Genomic DNA, 15,897 nt, shown 5'->3' on the forward strand with positions numbered 1-15,897 from the left:
TCGTCCCGTCCTGACCACGACCGATTTTTCGAGGAAGAACCATGACCAGCAGGAAACTGGCCGGGGCCGCGCTCGCCGCCCTGGCCTCCTTCGCCGTGCTCACCGGCTGTGCCAGCTCCGACACCGCGTCCACCGGACATTCCATGTCCACGGTGAAGGCGCCGGAACCCCAGCGGGCCGGCCACAACCAGGCCGACGTCACGTTCGCGCAAGGGATGATCCCGCACCACGAACAGGCGCTCGCGATGGCGAAACTCGTCGACAGCCGCACTCGTAACGCGAAGATCGTCGACCTCGCCGCGCGGATCCAGAAGGCGCAGGATCCTGAGATCCAGCATCTGAACGGATTGCTGAAGGGCTGGGGAGTGGCGCCGTCGGGCGACCACTCCGGGCACGGCTCGGCGTCCGGCATGATGACCGAGGGCGATCTGGAGAAGCTCGGCAAGGCCAAGGACGCCGCGTTCGACAAGCAGTGGCTCGAGATGATGGTCAAACATCACGAAGGCGCGCTGGAGATGGCGAAGACCGCCCTGCAGCAAGGCAGCAACGCCGAGGTCAAGGCGCTGGCGCAGAAGGTGATCGACGGTCAGCAGGCCGAGATCACCGAGATGCGCGCACTGCTCGGCTGAGCCGGGACGGTGGCGCGGGCCGAGCTCGCGCCACCGCCTCCCGGAAGTGCGCGCACCGGGTGAAGTCGTCGTGCTCGCACCCGAGCGCGCAGTCGACGATGGTGAGCGACGCCTGCGCGGCCGCGATACGTCGTTCGAGTTCTTCCTTGTGGCGCTTGAGGATCGCTTCGCGCTCGCTGGGCTTGCCGAACATCTCGCGGATGCCGTCGAGGCTCAGGCCCGCCTCCTTCGAACGCAGGATGATCGCGATCCGGTGGAGGTCGTTGTCGTCGTACCGCCTCCGGCCGCCCGCTCTCGCCGGCTCGAGCAGGCCGACGGATTCCCAATGGCGCAAGACGTGCGTCGCCAGGCCGAAGCGCTCCGCGACCTCGCCGACGCTCAAGGTGCTTGACTTCATGTCGTCATTAAGTCGGACGATCCCCGGTATGTCCATGTTGCAGCGGCTCGACGCCGCCGACGCCCTGCCGGGAGCCGCCGAACTGCGGGCCCGGACCTACGAACTGCTCCGCCTCGAACCCGGCGCCGCCGTGATCGACGTCGGCTGCGGTGCCGGGCTGGCCGTATCCGAGTTGTCGTCGCTGGGTTTCCGCGCCGTCGGTGTCGACCTGGCGGCCGAGATGGTTGAAGAGGCCCGGCGGCGTTCACCCGATCGGGAGTTCCTGGTCGGGGACGCTTACGCGTTGCCGGTCGAGGGTGGGTTCGCGGGCTATCGGGCGGACAAGGTGTTCCATGAACTCGCCGATCCCGAGGCCGCCCTCGCGGAGGCTCGGCGGGTTCTGGTCCCTGGTGGACGGATCGTGTTGTCCGGGCCCGACTGGGAGGCGCTGGTGATCGATTCCAACTATCCGGCGCTGACCCGGGAGATCGTGCGTGCGCGGGCTTCGGTGATCACCGCGCCGCGGATCGCGCGTGGGTTCCGGCGGTTGCTTGTCGGGAGCGGGTTTCGTGAGGTGTCGGTCGAGGGAGTGGTCGGGTTCCTCGGTGGGGTGGGGTTCTTGCGTGGGCTGGTGGAGGTGGCTGTTCGTGCGGGGGCGATTTCGGTGGCGGAGGGGGAGATCTGGCTGGCGGATCAGGTCGGGGAGGTGGCTGTGCCGCAGTTCTTGGCTTCGGGGGTGGTGTGAGGTGGTCGTTGCCGGGATTTGGCGACGGGGGTCGGTGGTTGTTGTGCTCTGGCGTGAGGTGGGCTGGGCGTTGCCGGAATTCGGCGACGGGCAAAGGAGTGCTGGAAGCGTTGTGGTACACGGTGGTTTGAAGGCTTCCGGTTCTATGGTGGGTGGGTTCGGGCCGTTGCCGAAATTCGACGACAGGGCAACATGGTGCCGGAACCGTTGTGGGTCAAAGGAAAAGCTCGTAGGTGCGAAAACTGTCGGTGGTCGGTTGTAGCTTCGGTGTGTGGATACACGCGACGCCATTGTGGCGGTACTCAAGGAAATCACGTCGGCTGATCTGCTTCGGGAGGTCAATGCGGCGTTGGATACGTTGGAGGACGGCGATGCTGTCGCTGCTGCGGTTGCCGCGTCGGAGGGGATCGCGCGGTTGGAGGCGGTGCGGTTCCGGGCGTTGGTGCAGCTGAGCCGTCACCGTGACGGCGCTGGCAGTGTGGTGCAGGAGGTCGCGCTGGCATTGTCCGTTGTGGACGGTCACGCCGCCGGGCTGGTTTCCACTGCCGAGGCGTTGACCACGCGGCTCCCGTGCACCCTAGGGCTCCTGGATCTCGGCAAGGTGGGTGGTTACGGGGCGATGAAGGTCGCCTCCGCGACCGCGTGGTTGTCTGATGACGACGCCCGTGCGGTGGACGCGGTTTTGGAGGATCGGTTGCCGGGCCGGAACTCCGAGCAGATCCGGAAGGCGGCGAATCATGCGGCGATGATGGCCGACCGCGAGGGCGCCGCCCGGCGTGCGGAGCGTCATCGTGCCGGGCGCCGGTTGTCGATCCGGCAGGGCGACACCGGGGTGGCGTCGATCGAGGTCGAGGACGGCCCCGTCGAGAAAGTCGCCGCCGCCTACACGAGGATCGACCGTGAAGCACGCGCCCTCAAAACCGGCGACGAACCCCGCACCCTCGATCAGCTACGTGCCGATGTGGCCCTTGATCTGTTGCTGGGCGGGCAGGGTGGGAGTGAACGGTCCGAGGTGTTCCTGTACATGGACTTGAACACCTACCTCGGGCTGAACGATGACCCCGCCGAACTCGCCGGCCACGGGCACATCCCGGCCGCCTTGGCCCGGCACATCGCCACCGGGCCCGATACCGTCCTGCGGCGGATCATCACTGATCCGCTCTCGGGGCAGGTGCTGGATCTGGGGCGTGACCGGTATCGGCCGACCGCGGGGTTGGGTGAGTTCGTGCGGGTCCGGGACCGGGAATGCCGAAGACCCGGGTGCCATCGTGTCGCCCAGGCCTGCGATCTTGACCATGCGGTGCCGTGGCAGCACGGCGGCCACACCAGCGATACCGACCTGATCGATCTGTGCCGACGGGATCACCGGTTGAAAGATGAACCCGGCTGGGTCTACCGGCTCGGCGCCGACGGCACTCTCACCATCACCACACCCACCGGGCAGACCTACGACAGCACACCACCACCCCTGCACGAACCCCGCACCGACGACCCACCGTTCTGAACCCGTCGCCGAAAAACGACCACGGTTGCCCAGGGCTGGGACCATTGCCGAATGACGGCCACGGGAGTCGATATGTGGCTCGTTCGCCGAGTCGCGGGGCTACCGCCACCTCGTTGCCGAAACTCGGTGATGGCCGGCGCGCCGACAGGACTCGGTGCGGCCGTGTGGTCTTGGGCGCCATCCTTGCGCCGCTAGGTGGAGGAACTGCTGCCTGGCGTAGGCGTTGCCGAAAAATGGCGGGGCCGCGAACAGGCACTGAGGTTCACAGTGGCGACAGTGCCCCGGTGAAGCGCCATAGCCGAATGACGGCCACCGGGTCGATGGCCCCCACCGCATTGCTCGAGTCACGGCAACGGCCGAGCGCATGCACAGGACTCGCTGCGGCTGTCGCGCCGCATGCGGTCCTGGGGTTCATCCGCACCGGGCGCACCATAGTCGTCCTTCCCGGCGGCCAAAGTGCCCCATCGCCGAAATACGGCAAAGCCCTACAGCATCAGGCATTCACAGGCGAGCGCCCAGCACCGACATGCCCAGCACCAGCTCGTTGGCAGGATCGCAGCCGAGGAGGTCCTCGACCAGTTCGTCGCGAAGCGCCGCGGTGAACGTGACGTTCAGTCCCAGCGCGGTCGCCATCAGGTACACGGTCTGGCTCAGGTGGCCGACGTCCATCAGCAGTACCCGATAGGTGCGGCTCACCGGGTACTTCCATTGGTTCCGTTCGATGACGCTGGTGTAGATCAGCAGCGCGCCGGCATTCCGGGTCCACTGCTGGTCGCCGGCGAGCGCGGTCAGTTCGTCGTCGTCGAGCTTGGCGTCCAGTGGCGTGAGGCGGTGCCGGAAACCGTCGTAGTGGTAGGCGCCCCGATCCAGGCCATCGACGTTCCTCGCGTAGACGTACACCTCGGTCGGGTGCCGGGCTCCGCCCGAAGGGCTCGTCTTGAAGACGTTCCCGGTGGCGGGGATGTCGGAATGCGTTTCGGGCCTCGTCGGCCTGGCCGCGGTGAGGAGAGTGCTCAAATCGCGCAGCCGCAAGGGTTCCTCGCCGAACTCGCGGACACTTCTGCGCTGGTTCAGCGCGGCGCCCAGCGCGATCGCGTTCAAGGGTTCCGGTGACGGTTCGGGCAGCGCTATCGCGTCGTGCTCGCCGGATGGCCTCACCGGAGAAGGCGGAGGACTGGCCTTCGCCTTCTCCAGCAAGGTTTTCGCCGTCATTTCGCTGGTCGTGAACTCGGTCTCCCGCAAGGAGCGGGTGCCGAAGTGAAACGCCCGCGCGGACGTTCCCCAAGGGCCCCAATCCCGAAGGATCTCCTCTTCCCGTTGTTGCCGGGAAGAACCTTTGACCACCAGCACGTCGTACCGGATCATCGCTCGCGCGATACGGACGAGCCTTTCCCCGATCTCGGGATTCTCGTCCGCGGTGCGGATCGATTCCGGTTCTCGCCAAGAACTGAACCAACGCAGGACGCGCTCGGTTCCTTCGGCGAGTTTCAGCTGGCGATGGCCGAGATGGTCGTCCCAGACGACGTCACCATCGGACCAATAAAGCGTTCCGCACGAGGAAACCCTGACCAGCATCGAATGTCTTGTGCCCCAGTCCCCAGTAATACGTTCCGAATACGTCAGGTCATTCAGCGTCGCGAGCGGAAAGGAGGCCCGCCGTGCGGAGGCGGCTCGAACCCGCCCCAAGTGCTCTGCGCCTTGTACTCCGCTTCGAGCTCGTACAAGAACTCGTCGTCATCCTCGTCGTGCATGCCGTCGATCCTCTCCGTGAGTGGTTACTCCGGTCAAGCGAATATACCCACACCAACAGAGTACCGGAGCAGATGGGTAATTACGCCGAGTAATCGCTCAGGCGCTGTTTGAGTTCGCGAACCTCTGGCGACTCCGAAATGCCGAGATCGCTGTAGAGGCGCAATGCGAACCGGCGATGACGGTCCGCATTCAGTCGCTCACCGAGAATGTCGAACGCGAACGCCATCTCCTTGTGGGCGATGGGCAGCATGCTGCGATTCCCGGTCGATTCGAGCACTTCCACCGCGGTCGTCAACTGACTGACCGCGAGCGCGCCGTCACCGAGTCCGCGCGAATTGATACCGAGCGCGAGAAAGCATTCCGCCTCGAGATCGGGCGACTCGTTCTCCTGCGCCAGCCTCAGCGCCTTGTCGAGTTCCTCGGCGGCTTCGGGATAACGCCTGTTCTCGGTGTGGATCAGCCCGATCCGGTGCCTGGCGCGGGCTTCGATGAGCACACTGCCATGGGCATGGGCGGTCTCGCGGACCCAGCCGAGGTGTTCGATCGCCTCGTCCGACTCGCCCTTGAGCCAGTGGGTGACCCCCGAGTTGCCCCTGGCCCGGCACTGCATCCGGATGTCGCCGGTGGTCGCGGCCAGTTCGAACACCTCGTTGAACAGCCGGTTCGCCTCGGTGAACTCGTCGAGCCGCCACAGGGTCAGCGCGTACATGTGGAGCGCCTGGTACTCGAGGACCACGTTCCCGGTGACCCGCGCCGCGGACAGGGCGAGGGTCTCCAGCTCCCTGGCCTGCCGGTAGTAGCCGCGGTTGTCGAAGTAGCGCCACACGGCCGAACAGAAGGGCACGAGGTCGGAGTACTGCTGGTGGTTGTTCATCGCGACGGCCACCGGCAGCACGTTCTGCCATTGCGCGTCCATCCAGTGCGCCGCCTGGTCGTAGTCCGCGAAGGACTGTCCGAACTCGCTCTTCGGGACCTCCAGGCCGCCCGGCTCGTCTTCGGAGTCCGGGTCGATGAACTCCATCGCGGCCGCGACGGTGCTGCGGTAGTAGTCGAACAGCCTCCGCATCATCGCTTCGCGCTGGTGCTCGGCCTCCTCGGCGAGCAGGAGTTCGCGACCGTAACTACGGAGCAGGTCGTGCATCTCGTACCGGTCCATCGACGGCTGGCGCAGGAGGTTCACGTCGACGAGGCGTTCGGCGAGACGGCGGGCCTCGCCGAGGCTCACTTCCGCCAGGGCCGCCGTCGAGTGGAGATCGAAAGCGGCGCCGGGATGATGGCTCAGCCGGCGGAACACCCGGCGCTCGGTCTCGGTCAAGTTCAGATAGGACACCCGGAACGCGCCCGCGACGTCGCGTTCCCCGGCGGTGAGCTCGCCGAACCGGTTCCGTTCGTCGCGCAGCTGCCTGGCGACGAAGTCGAGCGTCCACGACGCCCGCGCGCGCAGCCTGCTCGCCGTGACGGCCAGTGCGAGCGGGAGATCACCGCACAGGCTCGCGACCTGGTCGGCCGCGTCCGGGGATTCCCTCCTCAGCCGCGACGGCCCGACGATCCGGCCGAGCAGTTCCACGGCGTCGGCCCGGCTGAACGGTTCCAGCGAGAGCAGCTCGGCGCCGTCGAGGTCCACGAGCCGGGTTCGGCTGGTGATCAGCACGCAGCAACTCGCCGAGCCGGGCAGCAGCGGGTTCACCTGCGCCGCCCCGATGGCGTTGTCCAGCACCAGAAGTACGCGTTTGCCGGCGAGGCAGCTCCGGAAGAGCGCCGCGCGCTGTTCGGTCCCGGTGGGAATGTCCGAACCCTGGATGCCGAGCGACCGCAGGAGCGCTTCGAGCGCGGCCCCCGGGTCGACCGGGTCGCCCGCGGGCGAGAACCCTTCGAGGTTCACGAAGAGCTGCCCGTCGGGGAACAGCGGCGCGAGCCGGTGTGCGGCGTGGACGGCCAGCGCGGTCTTGCCGACCCCGGGCATCCCGTCGATGGCGATCAGTCTTGGCCCCGCCGAGGAGCCCGCCTGGCCGATCTCCAGGACGGTCCGCAGTTCCGCGGCACGGCCGCCGAACGCGGGGAGATCCGCGGGAAGTTGCGCGGGGCGGGGGAACAGCGCCTTCTGCGCGTCCGCGTCCTCGCGCCGTCCGCCGGTGTCCATTCCGGCCCGGAGCCCGCCGACGCCGTAGCGGACGAGGGCGCCGTCCGTCATCAGCTCGGCGTCGGCCCGCAGGATCTGCTGGTGGAGCGCGCTCAGTTCGGCGCTCGGGTCGACGCCGAGCTCCTCGGCGAGCGCGACCCTGGTCCGGTCGAACGTCCGGAGCGCGTCGGCGCCGCGGCCCGCCCGGTAGAGCGCCAGCATGGTGAGGCACTGCAAGGTCTCGCGCGTGGGATGCCAGGCGGCGAGGTCGAAGGCCTCGCGAGCAGCCGCTTCGGTTTCGCCGAGCCGGAGCCTGGCACCGATGAGGAGCTCGCTGGCGGCCAGGCGTTCTTCGTCGAGGCGTCGCGCGGTCTGCTCGATGGCGTCGCCTTCGAGACCGTCGAAAGCCGGGCCGCGCCAGAGCGAGAGCGCGTCCGCCAGCTTGGCGGCCGCCTGGGAGATCAGCCCGGCGGACAGGAGTTCGGCGCCCTGGTTGTAGTCCGCTTCGAAGCGGACCGAGTCGAGCGAGGCGCTGCTGACGACGACGCGGTACGCCGATCCGGTGGTGACCACGGCGGACCGGGCCACGCCGAGGTCGTGCCGCAACCGCGCGATCGCGTTGCTGACCTGGCGGACCGCGGTCTTCGGCGGATTCTCCGGCCACATCGTGCCGATCAGGTACGAGACCGGGACCAGCCTGCCCGCGTTGATCAGGAGGGCGGCGAGGAGGCGCTGTTCGCGGCGTCCGCCCAGACGGACGGGGACACCGTCGACCTCGGCTTCGAGCGGGCCGAGAACGGAGAAGCTGAGCTGGGATGGGCCGCCGGTGGGCGATCCCGCCGAATCGGGTAAACGATCAGCGGTCATATGCGACTATGTCGTCCGAGACCGTGAGCGTGCTCACGCACTACCTCCAGTCCGTTCGGCGGCTGACCGGCACCCTAGCCCACCGCTTCGGCCGCCAGCCAGGTCGGCGCGGTGCGCGCCTTACGGCATTCGGCCTAACGGACGGGCACGGGGCTGCCCTGAAACCGGTTCGATTCTACGCCGGGCCACTCCTGAACTGCGCGGATGCCATGCGGTGGAGAGCCGATGTAATTCCGATGCAGGGCCTTGGAAAGCTGAGGGCACAGCTGGCGGGTCGGAGCGACGGGGCAGCGCGCCGAACCGCGGGTAGGGGCTCCGCGGCGGTTGGCCTTCGAACTGGGGGTGGCCAACCGCCCTGGTAGCCCTTTCTTTCCGTCACAGGCTGCTCCCAGCAAAGCGCGGCACACTGGACCAAAGAGGAGTGTGCCGCCATGAGTGCTCTAGGTGATCTGCTGGGCTACCTGCTCACCCTGTTCCTGATCGTGCTCATCGTCCGCATGGTGCTGGACTGGGTCGTCAACCTCGCCACCCGTCCGCCCGGCTGGGCCTTCCGCGCCCGCGGGATCGCCCATCGGCTGACCGAGCCCGTGCTGGCGCCGGTCCGCCGCGTCGTGCGCCCGGTTCGGGCGGGCGGGGTCGCGTTCGACCTCGCCTTCACCCTCGTGTTCCTCGGGGTCGTCCTCCTGCAGTCCCTCGCGTTCAGCCTCTGACCAGGTGTGATCCGCCGCGATTCCGGGTACCAGCCCGCTGGAGGAGAGGAGTGCCCATGCGTCCGGTCTGGAGCGGTTCGCTTTCGCTCGGCTTGGTGACGGTGCCGGTCCGGCTGTACAGCGCGGTCGAGGACCATACGGTGCACTTCCGCCAGTTCCAGCGCGGGACCGAGGACCGCATCCGGTACCGGCGGGTGAACGAGCGCACCGGCAAGGAGGTCGGCTACGACGACATCGTCAAGGGATACGAGCTCGACAACGGCGAGTACGTGGTCGTCGAACCCGAGGAGCTCGACGAGATCGCCCCCGGCCGGTCGAAGTCGCTCGACATCGAGAGCTTCGTCGAGCTGGACGCGATCGACCCGATGTTCTTCGACAAGACGTACTGGCTCGCGCCCGCGAAGGACGAGTTCGAGCGTCCGTACGCGTTGCTGCTCGAGGCGATGGACTCGTCGGGCAAGGCCGGGATCGCCAAGTTCGTCATGCGCGGCCGCGAGTACCTGGCGCTCGTCCGCTCCGGGGACGGCGTGATGGTGCTCAACACCCTGCATTTCGCCGCCGACCTGCGGGATCCCGCCGAGCAGCTGCCGGACCTGCCGGGCAAGGCGAAGGCGCGCGGCAAGGAACTCGACATGGCCGTCAACCTGATCGACGCGATGAGCGACGACTGGCGGCCCGAAGATTACCGCGACACCTACACCGACCGAGTGCGGGAGCTGATCAAGGCCAAGAAGAAGGGCGACACCATCACGCCCGCGACCGAACCCGGCGAGCCGACGAAGGTCGTCGACCTGTTCGAGGCGCTTTCGAAGAGCGTGGAGAGCGGGAAGGCCAAGAAGAAATCCGGAGCGAAGAAGCCGGCCGCGAAGAAGACCGCGGCGAAGAAGGCTGCTGCGAAAGACCTGTCCTCGCTGTCGAAGGCGGATCTGGACAAGCTGGCGCGGGAGCGGAACATCAAGGGGCGGTCGAAGATGACGCGCGCCGGTCTGGAGAAGGCGCTCAAAGCGTCGTGACGACACCCGCCGTCGCCAGTTCGCTCGCGATGGCCTCGATCAGCAGCCGGACGTCCTCGGCCGCTGTCGCGTGCAGCCCTTCGGAAACGATCAGCACGTCGGACGTCGTGGCGGAGACCGCGGAGTGCCCGCTCTGCCGGTTCGTCCACCGGCGCGCGTGGGCTTGACCGTCCTCGTCGGCGAAGATCACCTCGTCGGGGTTCGGCTGTTCGACGGTCCCGGCGAAGGTCACGTACTTCTCGTCGCCCCGCGCGTGGCGGACCTCCAGCGAGCCGCTGATCTTCGCGACGTCGAGCACCGCGACCGGGATGGCGTAGGCGACCGAGACCGCGTTGCAGAGGTCGATCACCGGATGGATCCGGGGGAGCGTGCCTTCTTTCCGCAGCCTGCGCAGCAGTGACTCCGACGCGCATCGGTACTGCGTCGGCTTCAGGCCCATCTTCGCGAACGCCCGCCGCCAGGCCTGGATCTCGGGGAATTCCGATTCGGGCCCGTCCGCGAGCCGCCGCGTCGCCCGCGCGAGGAACTTCTCGAGGTCGACCGGTATTTCCGTGGTGATGCCGGTGGCCTGCAGTGTGCCGACGGCGAGATCGGGGTGAGCGGCGCGGATTTCCGGGTGGTGCTGGAGCTTCATGCTGAACCTGTCTACTGGGTGGTGAACGCGAGTTTGACGCCGAGCGCGGCGAAGGAACCGGCGAAGACCCGCCGGAGCCAGGAGAGCACGCGCGGCCGGGAAAGGACGTGGTGCCGCACGCCGGCGGCGAGGACGCCGTACACGCTGAACACCACGAAGGTCGCCAGCATGAACACCCCGCTCAGCAGCAGCATCCGAGGAATCGAACCGGGCTCGCCCGCCGGGACGAACTGCGGCAGGAACGCGAAGAAGAACAGTGTCAGCTTCGGGTTCAGCACGTTGATCAGCACGCCGGAGGTGATCGTCCGCAGGGTCGACGCGGGTTCGGGATCACCGTCCACGACGATCGCTTCGCGGTCCTTCAGCGTCGCCCATGCCATGTAGAGCAGGTAAGCGACGCCCAGGTACTTGATGATTTCGAACGCCACCGCGCTCGCGTGCAGCAGTGCCGCGAGACCGGTGATCGCGGCGATCATGTGCGGGATGATGCCGAGGGTGCACGCCAGCGCGGCGATGACGCTCGCGCTTCTGCCCCGGGCCAGCCCGGCGGAAAGGGTGTAGACCACGCCGGTACCGGGCGTGGCGACCACGACCAGCGTGGTGATCAGGAAGGCGATGCTCACGAGCTCACTGTGCGCGCTTTTTGGTCCGACGAACAGAGCCAAACACGCGTGACTCCACAGGACCAAAGCCCGGCGTGAAGGGTTCACCGGATGGAGTGGCATGATGCACGCTCGCACGTCGACGAGGAAGGCCTTGGTTTGAGCGCGCGCACTTCCCAGGTGGACGACCTCCGGCTGGTGGCACAACCGAATGCCGTGTTGTGTTCCGAGCTCTTCGTCCGTCTCATCTTGTCGGATTGGTCCTTGCGGCCGTTGCTCGATCAGGCGAAGACCGCCGCCGCCAGATTGGTGGGCACGCTGGTCGACGCGGCCGATCCGAAGGAGCCGCCCTTCCTGACGCTGAGACTGCGCCTGCGGTCGGGCGTGCTGGTCATCGAGGTCGACCACGAGCTGGACGGGCTTCCCGTGCCGACGCCCGCACCGGGTGAGCGGACCGGGGTGGCGCCGAGCCAGACCGGCGGCGTGACCCTCTGGTGCGAGCTGCCGCTGCCCGGTGGCCTGTCGGCCGGGCAGGTCCGGCTGCCGAGGCGGGGCGACCGCCGCACCCTGGTGGACGAACCCGTCTCCGGCGAGCCCGTCGGCGCCGATCCCGAAGTCCTGGAACGGCTTTTGACCCGGTTGAGCGGCTGGTCCGGCTGATGGCCACGAAGCGCGTCACCACACCGGTCCTGGAGATCGAGTATGAGCACTCCGGCGAAGCGGGCGGACCGCCGGTGGTCCTGCTCCACGGCTTTCCGTACGACGTGCGGGCCTACGACGAGGCCGCCCCGCTCCTCGCGGCGCGCGGAGCCTCGGTGTACGTCCCGTATCTCCGCGGGTTCGGCGGGACACGTTTCCTCGACAAGGCGACACCGCGCTCCGGACAGCAGGCCGCCCTCGCCCAGGACCTGCTCGATTTCATGGACGCATTGGGGCTGGAGAAGGCCGTCGTCGCGGGATACGACTGGGGCGGCCGCGCGGCGTGCATCGTGGCGGCGCTCCGGCCCGAGCGCGTGCGCGGGCTGGTCTCAGTGGACGGCTACAACGTCCAAAATCTCGCCTACGCGGGGGAACCCGCGCCGCCGGAGTGGGAACGCACGTACTGGTACCAGTTCTACTTCCATTCCGAGCGCGGCCGTCGCGGGCTGGCGGAGAACCGCGACGAGCTGTGCGCCTTGTTGTGGCGCACCTGGTCGCCGACCTGGGCCGGCGCCGGTGAGGCGTTCCCGGCCAGCGCCCCCAGCCTCCACAACCCGGACTTCGTCGACGTCGTCATCCACTCGTACCGGCACCGGTTCGGCCTGGCGGAAGGCGATCCGCGGTATCAGGCGCTCGAAGACCTCATCGCGGAGGAGCCGGCCATCACGGTGCCGACGGTGGTGCTGGAAAGCGGGGACGACGGCATCGGCGGCCCGAGCGCCGAGGGCGACCGCGAGTACTTCACCGGGCCGTACGAGCATCGGGTCCTGCCGGGGGTGGGGCACAACGTCCCGCAGGAAGCCCCCGAAGCGTTCGCGGCCGCGGTGGCGTCGCTGCTCGGGTGAGGCCGATCACCCGTCCGTGCGCGTGACGAATCGCGATCTTCGTCTGTCCTTCGGAGGTAAGGCGTTCGATCCTGAGGAGGACACGATGTCGTTGGGTGACAAGATCAGCAACAAGGCCGAGGAGTTCGGCGGTAAGGCCAAGGAGGCCGCCGGCGACGCCACCGGGAACGAGGAACTGCGCGCGGAAGGTCAGGCGGACCAGGCGAAGACCGGTCTCAAGGGCGCGGTCGAAAACGTGAAGGACGCGGTCGGCGACGCGGCGGACAAGATCCGCGACACCTTCAAGAAGTAACAGTCCTTCCGGGCCGGGGCAGCGGATTTCCGCGCCCCGGCCCGTTTTCAGTCGCGCAGGACCACCGGCAAGCTCGTGAGACGCGTCCCCTGGATGCCGCCGAGGAACGTCTGCCGGAGTTCTCCGTAGGGCACGGCCAGCCGGGCTTCGGGGAAGTCCGTGCGCAGAAGCGTCGCGACCGCCCGCAGTTCGAGCTGCGCGAGCTGGGCGCCGACGCAGAAATGCGGGCCCGCACCGAAGGTCAGGTCCGGGCCCGGTTTCCTGGCCGGGTCGGTGTTGATGCCCTGGATGTCGACGAGCACCGGGGCCCCGGTGGGGAGCCGGATCCCGGCCAGGTCGAGTTCCACGGTGGTGAACCGCCAGAGCGTGAACGGCGCGGGCGGATGTTCCCGGAGCGTTTCGCGGACGAGATCGTTCACGGAGGCGTCGTCCCCGTTCAGGAGCCGCGAGATCAGGAAACCGATCGAGGCGTCGGTGGTCAGCTGCCCGGCGAAGATCAACGCGAACAGGTGATATCCCAGGTCCTTTTCGGACGTCTCGGGCGGGAGGCTGTCGCGCAGTTCCGTCGCGAGCCCCGTCCGGTTCGGTGTCAGTCCGGCGGCGGCGAGATCCGCGATCGCGGCGATGGCCTTGCCCTGTGCGCCCGGTTCGGGGTCGGACATGCGCCGGCAGGCGTCGACCGCGGCGTCGAGCAGGTGCAGCGGGATGCCGAGCAGATCGAGCAGGACGGTCAGCGGGAAACGGGTGGAGAACCCGTCCATGAGGTCGACCGTGCCGTCGCCGAGATCCGCCAGCAGTGTTCGCGCGATCCGGTGAATCCGGTCGGATTGCGCCTGGATCCGTTTGGCGCTCAGCAAAGGAGCGTGCGCTCGCCGCAAGAGCGCGTGGCCGGGACCGTCCAACGTGGTGAGGGACGGCTGTTCGGCGGCGGTTTGTTCGAGCCCGGTCCATCCGTCCGGGGCGAGCGCGGGATCCTTCGCGAAGCGCGGGTCGGTCAGGACCTCGCGGGCCAGCTTCTCCTCGGTCACGATCCAGGCGCTTCCGCCCTCGGGGGCGGCCACTTCGACGAGGGGGCCGGCGGCCCGCAGCGCGGGGCGGACAGGGTCGGGTTCGGTGATGCCGCGGGTCGTCGCGGCGAACGGATCGGGGAGCACTAGAACTCCTTCATGAGAAAGTATCTTCACGGTGAAGGTATATTCGAGGCCGGTAAGTTGTCAAAGCACGGATCCGAGGAGGGGCTATGGAGGACGACGTCGCGGCGCGAAGCGCGTCGCTGCTGGACGGCCTCCGGAGTTTCGGGGCGAACTACACCGAGTTCACCCGGCGGTTCGCGGACTGGCTCGGCCTGCACGCCACCGACGCCGCCGCACTGGTGGAGATCCTCTACGCCGAAGACACCGGCTCACCGCTGTCCCCGGCCCGGCTCGGCGAACGCATCGCGCTGACCTCCGGCGCGACCACGAATCTGCTGAACCGGCTGGAAAGCCTCGGCTACGTGGTGCGGACCAGGGAGAACACCGACCGGCGGCGGGTGACCCTGCGCAGCGGCCCGGACATCCAGGGGCCGGCGCGCGAGTTCTTCGGCCCGTTCAGCGCCGGGCTCGCGGCGCTGGTGGCGGAGTACCCGGCGGAGGAGATCGAACGGTTCGAGGCCTTCCTGCGGCATCTGAAGTCCACAATGGACAGCGTGCTCGAAGAACAGGGGTGACCCGGACCAGTCCGATCCGCCCTCGGCACCGAATCCCTCCCGGACGTCACGGCACCGCGTAGCCGGGCGTCGGGTGAGGTGGAGGCGGCTTGATGGTCGAGGGAGTGCGGGCGAGTCCGCGCGGAAGTGGCGGCACCGGAGCGGAGCCCGCCGAGGCGAGTTTGCTGCAACGGGTCGCGGCAGGTGACGAACAGGCGTTCGCCGACCTGTACGACGTCGTGGCGGGACCGGTGTGGGGAGTGGTGAACAGAGTCGTCCGCAACGGCACGTTCGCCGAGGAGGTCACCCAAGAGGTCCTGGTGGAGGTGTGGCGGACGGCCGCCCGGTTCAAACCGGGCAAGGGGAGCACGCTTTCCTGGGTGCTCACGATCGCGCATCGGCGGGCCGTCGACCGGGTGCGTTCGCATCAGGCTGCGCTCGACCGGGACGATCGCGCGGGAAGGCTCGACTTCCGCCGGCCGTTCGACGAGGTCGCCGAGTCGACGATCAGCAACCTGGAGCAGCAACGGGTGCGCCAGTGCCTGTCCGCGCTGACCGACCTGCAACGGGAATCGGTCGTGCTGGCCTATTACAACGGCTATACGTACCCGGAAGTCGCGGAAGTGCTCAAGACCGCGCCCGGGACGGTGAAGACCCGCATCCGCGATGGCCTGATCCGGTTGCGCGACTGCTTGGGGGTCGGGCAATGACGGCGGAACTGCACACGCTGACCGGGGCCTACGCCGTGGACGCCGTCCCGGAGGAAGAGGCCGCGGCCTTCGAACAGCACCTGCGGGGCTGCCCCGCGTGCGGCCAGGAGGTCCGGGAGCTGCGGGAGGCCGCCACCCGGCTGGGGGCGGCACTCGCCACCCCGCCACCGCCGAGGCTGCGGGAAGCGACGCTCAAGGAGGTCGCCCGCACCCGTCAGTGGCCTCCGCTGGTCGCTGTCGCGCGTCAGGGCGGGCCGGTGAAGACGCGGATCGCCCTGTGGGGCGCCGCGGCGGCCGCCGTCGGGGCGCTAGTGTTCAGCCTGGTCACCACGACCACCGAGCCGGGAGCCGACCCCGCCCAGCAGCAGCTGGCCTCGGTGAACGCCGTGCTCACCGCGCCCGACGCCTCGACGGTCAAGGGCGCCGAGTCCAAGACCACCACGGTCGTCACCTCGCGGAGCCAGGGCAAGGTCGTCGTATTGGCAGGCGACCTCCCGCCGTTGGCGCCCGGCAAGACGTATCAGGTCTGGCTCCTCGGGGCGAGCGGCGTGCATTCGGCCGGGCTGCTGGCGCCGGACGGTCCACATCGGACTCGCCCGCTCCTCGCGGACCTGCCGGGCGCGATCGACCGGGTCGGCATCACCGCGGAACCGGCCGGCGGCTCGCCTGCCCCGACCGTTCCGGCGGTGGTCATGGTGGACCTGGTCTAGCGG

18 protein-coding genes are annotated in these 15,897 nt (G+C 68.3%); 11 read left to right on the forward strand and 7 right to left on the reverse strand.

Annotated elements, in window-relative coordinates:
- Positions 1-41 precede the first annotated feature (41 nt).
- Positions 42-629: a DUF305 domain-containing protein gene (locus tag ACXIZN_RS04040; protein WP_457952605.1), complete on the forward strand. Its 588-nt coding sequence runs from the start codon at positions 42-44 to the stop codon at positions 627-629.
- On the opposite strand, the gene ACXIZN_RS04045 is transcribed toward ACXIZN_RS04040, so the two are convergent.
- On the reverse strand, positions 601-1,026 hold the full coding sequence (locus ACXIZN_RS04045) for a helix-turn-helix domain-containing protein (protein WP_457952606.1): 426 nt from the start codon (positions 1,024-1,026) through the stop codon (positions 601-603). The genes ACXIZN_RS04040 and ACXIZN_RS04045 overlap by 29 nt on opposite strands.
- Positions 1,027-1,054: 28 nt before the next feature.
- Between ACXIZN_RS04045 and ACXIZN_RS04050 the strand changes: the two genes are divergently transcribed.
- Both ACXIZN_RS04050 and ACXIZN_RS04055 read left to right on the forward strand, forming a co-directional pair.
- Complete coding sequence (locus ACXIZN_RS04050) at positions 1,055-1,750, forward strand: methyltransferase domain-containing protein (RefSeq protein ID WP_457952607.1); 696 nt, start codon at positions 1,055-1,057, stop codon at positions 1,748-1,750.
- Between the two features lie 271 nt (positions 1,751-2,021).
- Complete coding sequence (locus ACXIZN_RS04055) at positions 2,022-3,254, forward strand: DUF222 domain-containing protein (protein ID WP_457952608.1); 1,233 nt, start codon at positions 2,022-2,024, stop codon at positions 3,252-3,254.
- 501 nt (positions 3,255-3,755) lie between these two features.
- On the opposite strand, the gene ACXIZN_RS04060 is transcribed toward ACXIZN_RS04055, so the two are convergent.
- From ACXIZN_RS04060 to ACXIZN_RS04070, 3 genes are all read right to left on the reverse strand, one after another.
- The gene (locus ACXIZN_RS04060; protein ID WP_457952609.1) at positions 3,756-4,829 is read right to left on the reverse strand and encodes a SagB/ThcOx family dehydrogenase; all 1,074 of its coding nucleotides are present in this window, start codon (positions 4,827-4,829) and stop codon (positions 3,756-3,758) included.
- 53 nt (positions 4,830-4,882) lie between these two features.
- On the reverse strand, positions 4,883-5,005 hold the full coding sequence (locus ACXIZN_RS04065; RefSeq protein WP_255432121.1) for a hypothetical protein: 123 nt from the start codon (positions 5,003-5,005) through the stop codon (positions 4,883-4,885).
- Between the two features lie 80 nt (positions 5,006-5,085).
- Positions 5,086-7,992: an AfsR/SARP family transcriptional regulator gene (locus tag ACXIZN_RS04070; protein ID WP_457952610.1), complete on the reverse strand. Its 2,907-nt coding sequence runs from the start codon at positions 7,990-7,992 to the stop codon at positions 5,086-5,088.
- A 431-nt stretch (positions 7,993-8,423) separates the two neighbouring features.
- On the opposite strand from ACXIZN_RS04070, the gene ACXIZN_RS04075 reads away from it, so the two are divergent.
- On the forward strand, positions 8,424-8,702 hold the full coding sequence (locus tag ACXIZN_RS04075; RefSeq protein ID WP_126736729.1) for a YggT family protein: 279 nt from the start codon (positions 8,424-8,426) through the stop codon (positions 8,700-8,702).
- Between the two features lie 56 nt (positions 8,703-8,758).
- On the forward strand, positions 8,759-9,715 hold the full coding sequence (gene ku / locus ACXIZN_RS04080; RefSeq protein ID WP_457952611.1) for a non-homologous end joining protein Ku: 957 nt from the start codon (positions 8,759-8,761) through the stop codon (positions 9,713-9,715).
- Here the strand turns inward: ku and ACXIZN_RS04085 are convergent.
- On the reverse strand, positions 9,702-10,349 hold the full coding sequence (locus ACXIZN_RS04085; protein WP_457952612.1) for a B3/B4 domain-containing protein: 648 nt from the start codon (positions 10,347-10,349) through the stop codon (positions 9,702-9,704). The genes ku and ACXIZN_RS04085 overlap by 14 nt on opposite strands.
- An 11-nt stretch (positions 10,350-10,360) precedes the next feature.
- Positions 10,361-10,972 (reverse strand): LysE family translocator, encoded by a 612-nt coding sequence (locus ACXIZN_RS04090; protein ID WP_457952613.1) that lies wholly within the window; start codon positions 10,970-10,972, stop codon positions 10,361-10,363.
- 138 nt (positions 10,973-11,110) lie between these two features.
- Here ACXIZN_RS04090 and ACXIZN_RS04095 point away from each other — a divergent pair, with 138 nt between their 5' ends.
- From ACXIZN_RS04095 to ACXIZN_RS04105, 3 genes are all read left to right on the forward strand, one after another.
- Positions 11,111-11,611 (forward strand): ATP-binding protein, encoded by a 501-nt coding sequence (locus ACXIZN_RS04095; protein ID WP_457960452.1) that lies wholly within the window; start codon positions 11,111-11,113, stop codon positions 11,609-11,611.
- Positions 11,611-12,495, forward strand: a complete 885-nt coding sequence (locus ACXIZN_RS04100) for an alpha/beta fold hydrolase (RefSeq protein WP_457952614.1) — start codon at positions 11,611-11,613, stop codon at positions 12,493-12,495. Before ACXIZN_RS04095 ends, ACXIZN_RS04100 begins: the two co-directional genes overlap by 1 nt.
- Before the next feature lie 85 nt (positions 12,496-12,580).
- On the forward strand, positions 12,581-12,787 hold the full coding sequence (locus ACXIZN_RS04105) for a CsbD family protein (protein WP_457952615.1): 207 nt from the start codon (positions 12,581-12,583) through the stop codon (positions 12,785-12,787).
- Between the two features lie 47 nt (positions 12,788-12,834).
- On the opposite strand, the gene ACXIZN_RS04110 is transcribed toward ACXIZN_RS04105, so the two are convergent.
- Positions 12,835-13,941, reverse strand: a complete 1,107-nt coding sequence (locus ACXIZN_RS04110) for a cytochrome P450 (RefSeq protein WP_457952616.1) — start codon at positions 13,939-13,941, stop codon at positions 12,835-12,837.
- Positions 13,942-14,027: 86 nt separating this feature from the next.
- On the opposite strand from ACXIZN_RS04110, the gene ACXIZN_RS04115 reads away from it, so the two are divergent.
- From ACXIZN_RS04115 to ACXIZN_RS04125, 3 genes are all read left to right on the forward strand, one after another.
- Positions 14,028-14,495, forward strand: a complete 468-nt coding sequence (locus tag ACXIZN_RS04115) for a MarR family winged helix-turn-helix transcriptional regulator (protein WP_457952617.1) — start codon at positions 14,028-14,030, stop codon at positions 14,493-14,495.
- A gap of 92 nt (positions 14,496-14,587) precedes the next feature.
- Positions 14,588-15,184: an ECF RNA polymerase sigma factor SigK gene (gene sigK, locus ACXIZN_RS04120; protein ID WP_457952618.1), complete on the forward strand. Its 597-nt coding sequence runs from the start codon at positions 14,588-14,590 to the stop codon at positions 15,182-15,184.
- On the forward strand, positions 15,181-15,894 hold the full coding sequence (locus ACXIZN_RS04125; RefSeq protein ID WP_457952619.1) for an anti-sigma factor: 714 nt from the start codon (positions 15,181-15,183) through the stop codon (positions 15,892-15,894). The genes sigK and ACXIZN_RS04125 overlap by 4 nt, the downstream gene beginning before the upstream one ends.
- Positions 15,895-15,897 lie beyond the last annotated feature (3 nt).

The sequence above is a fragment of the Amycolatopsis sp. TRM77291 genome, assembly GCF_054166285.1.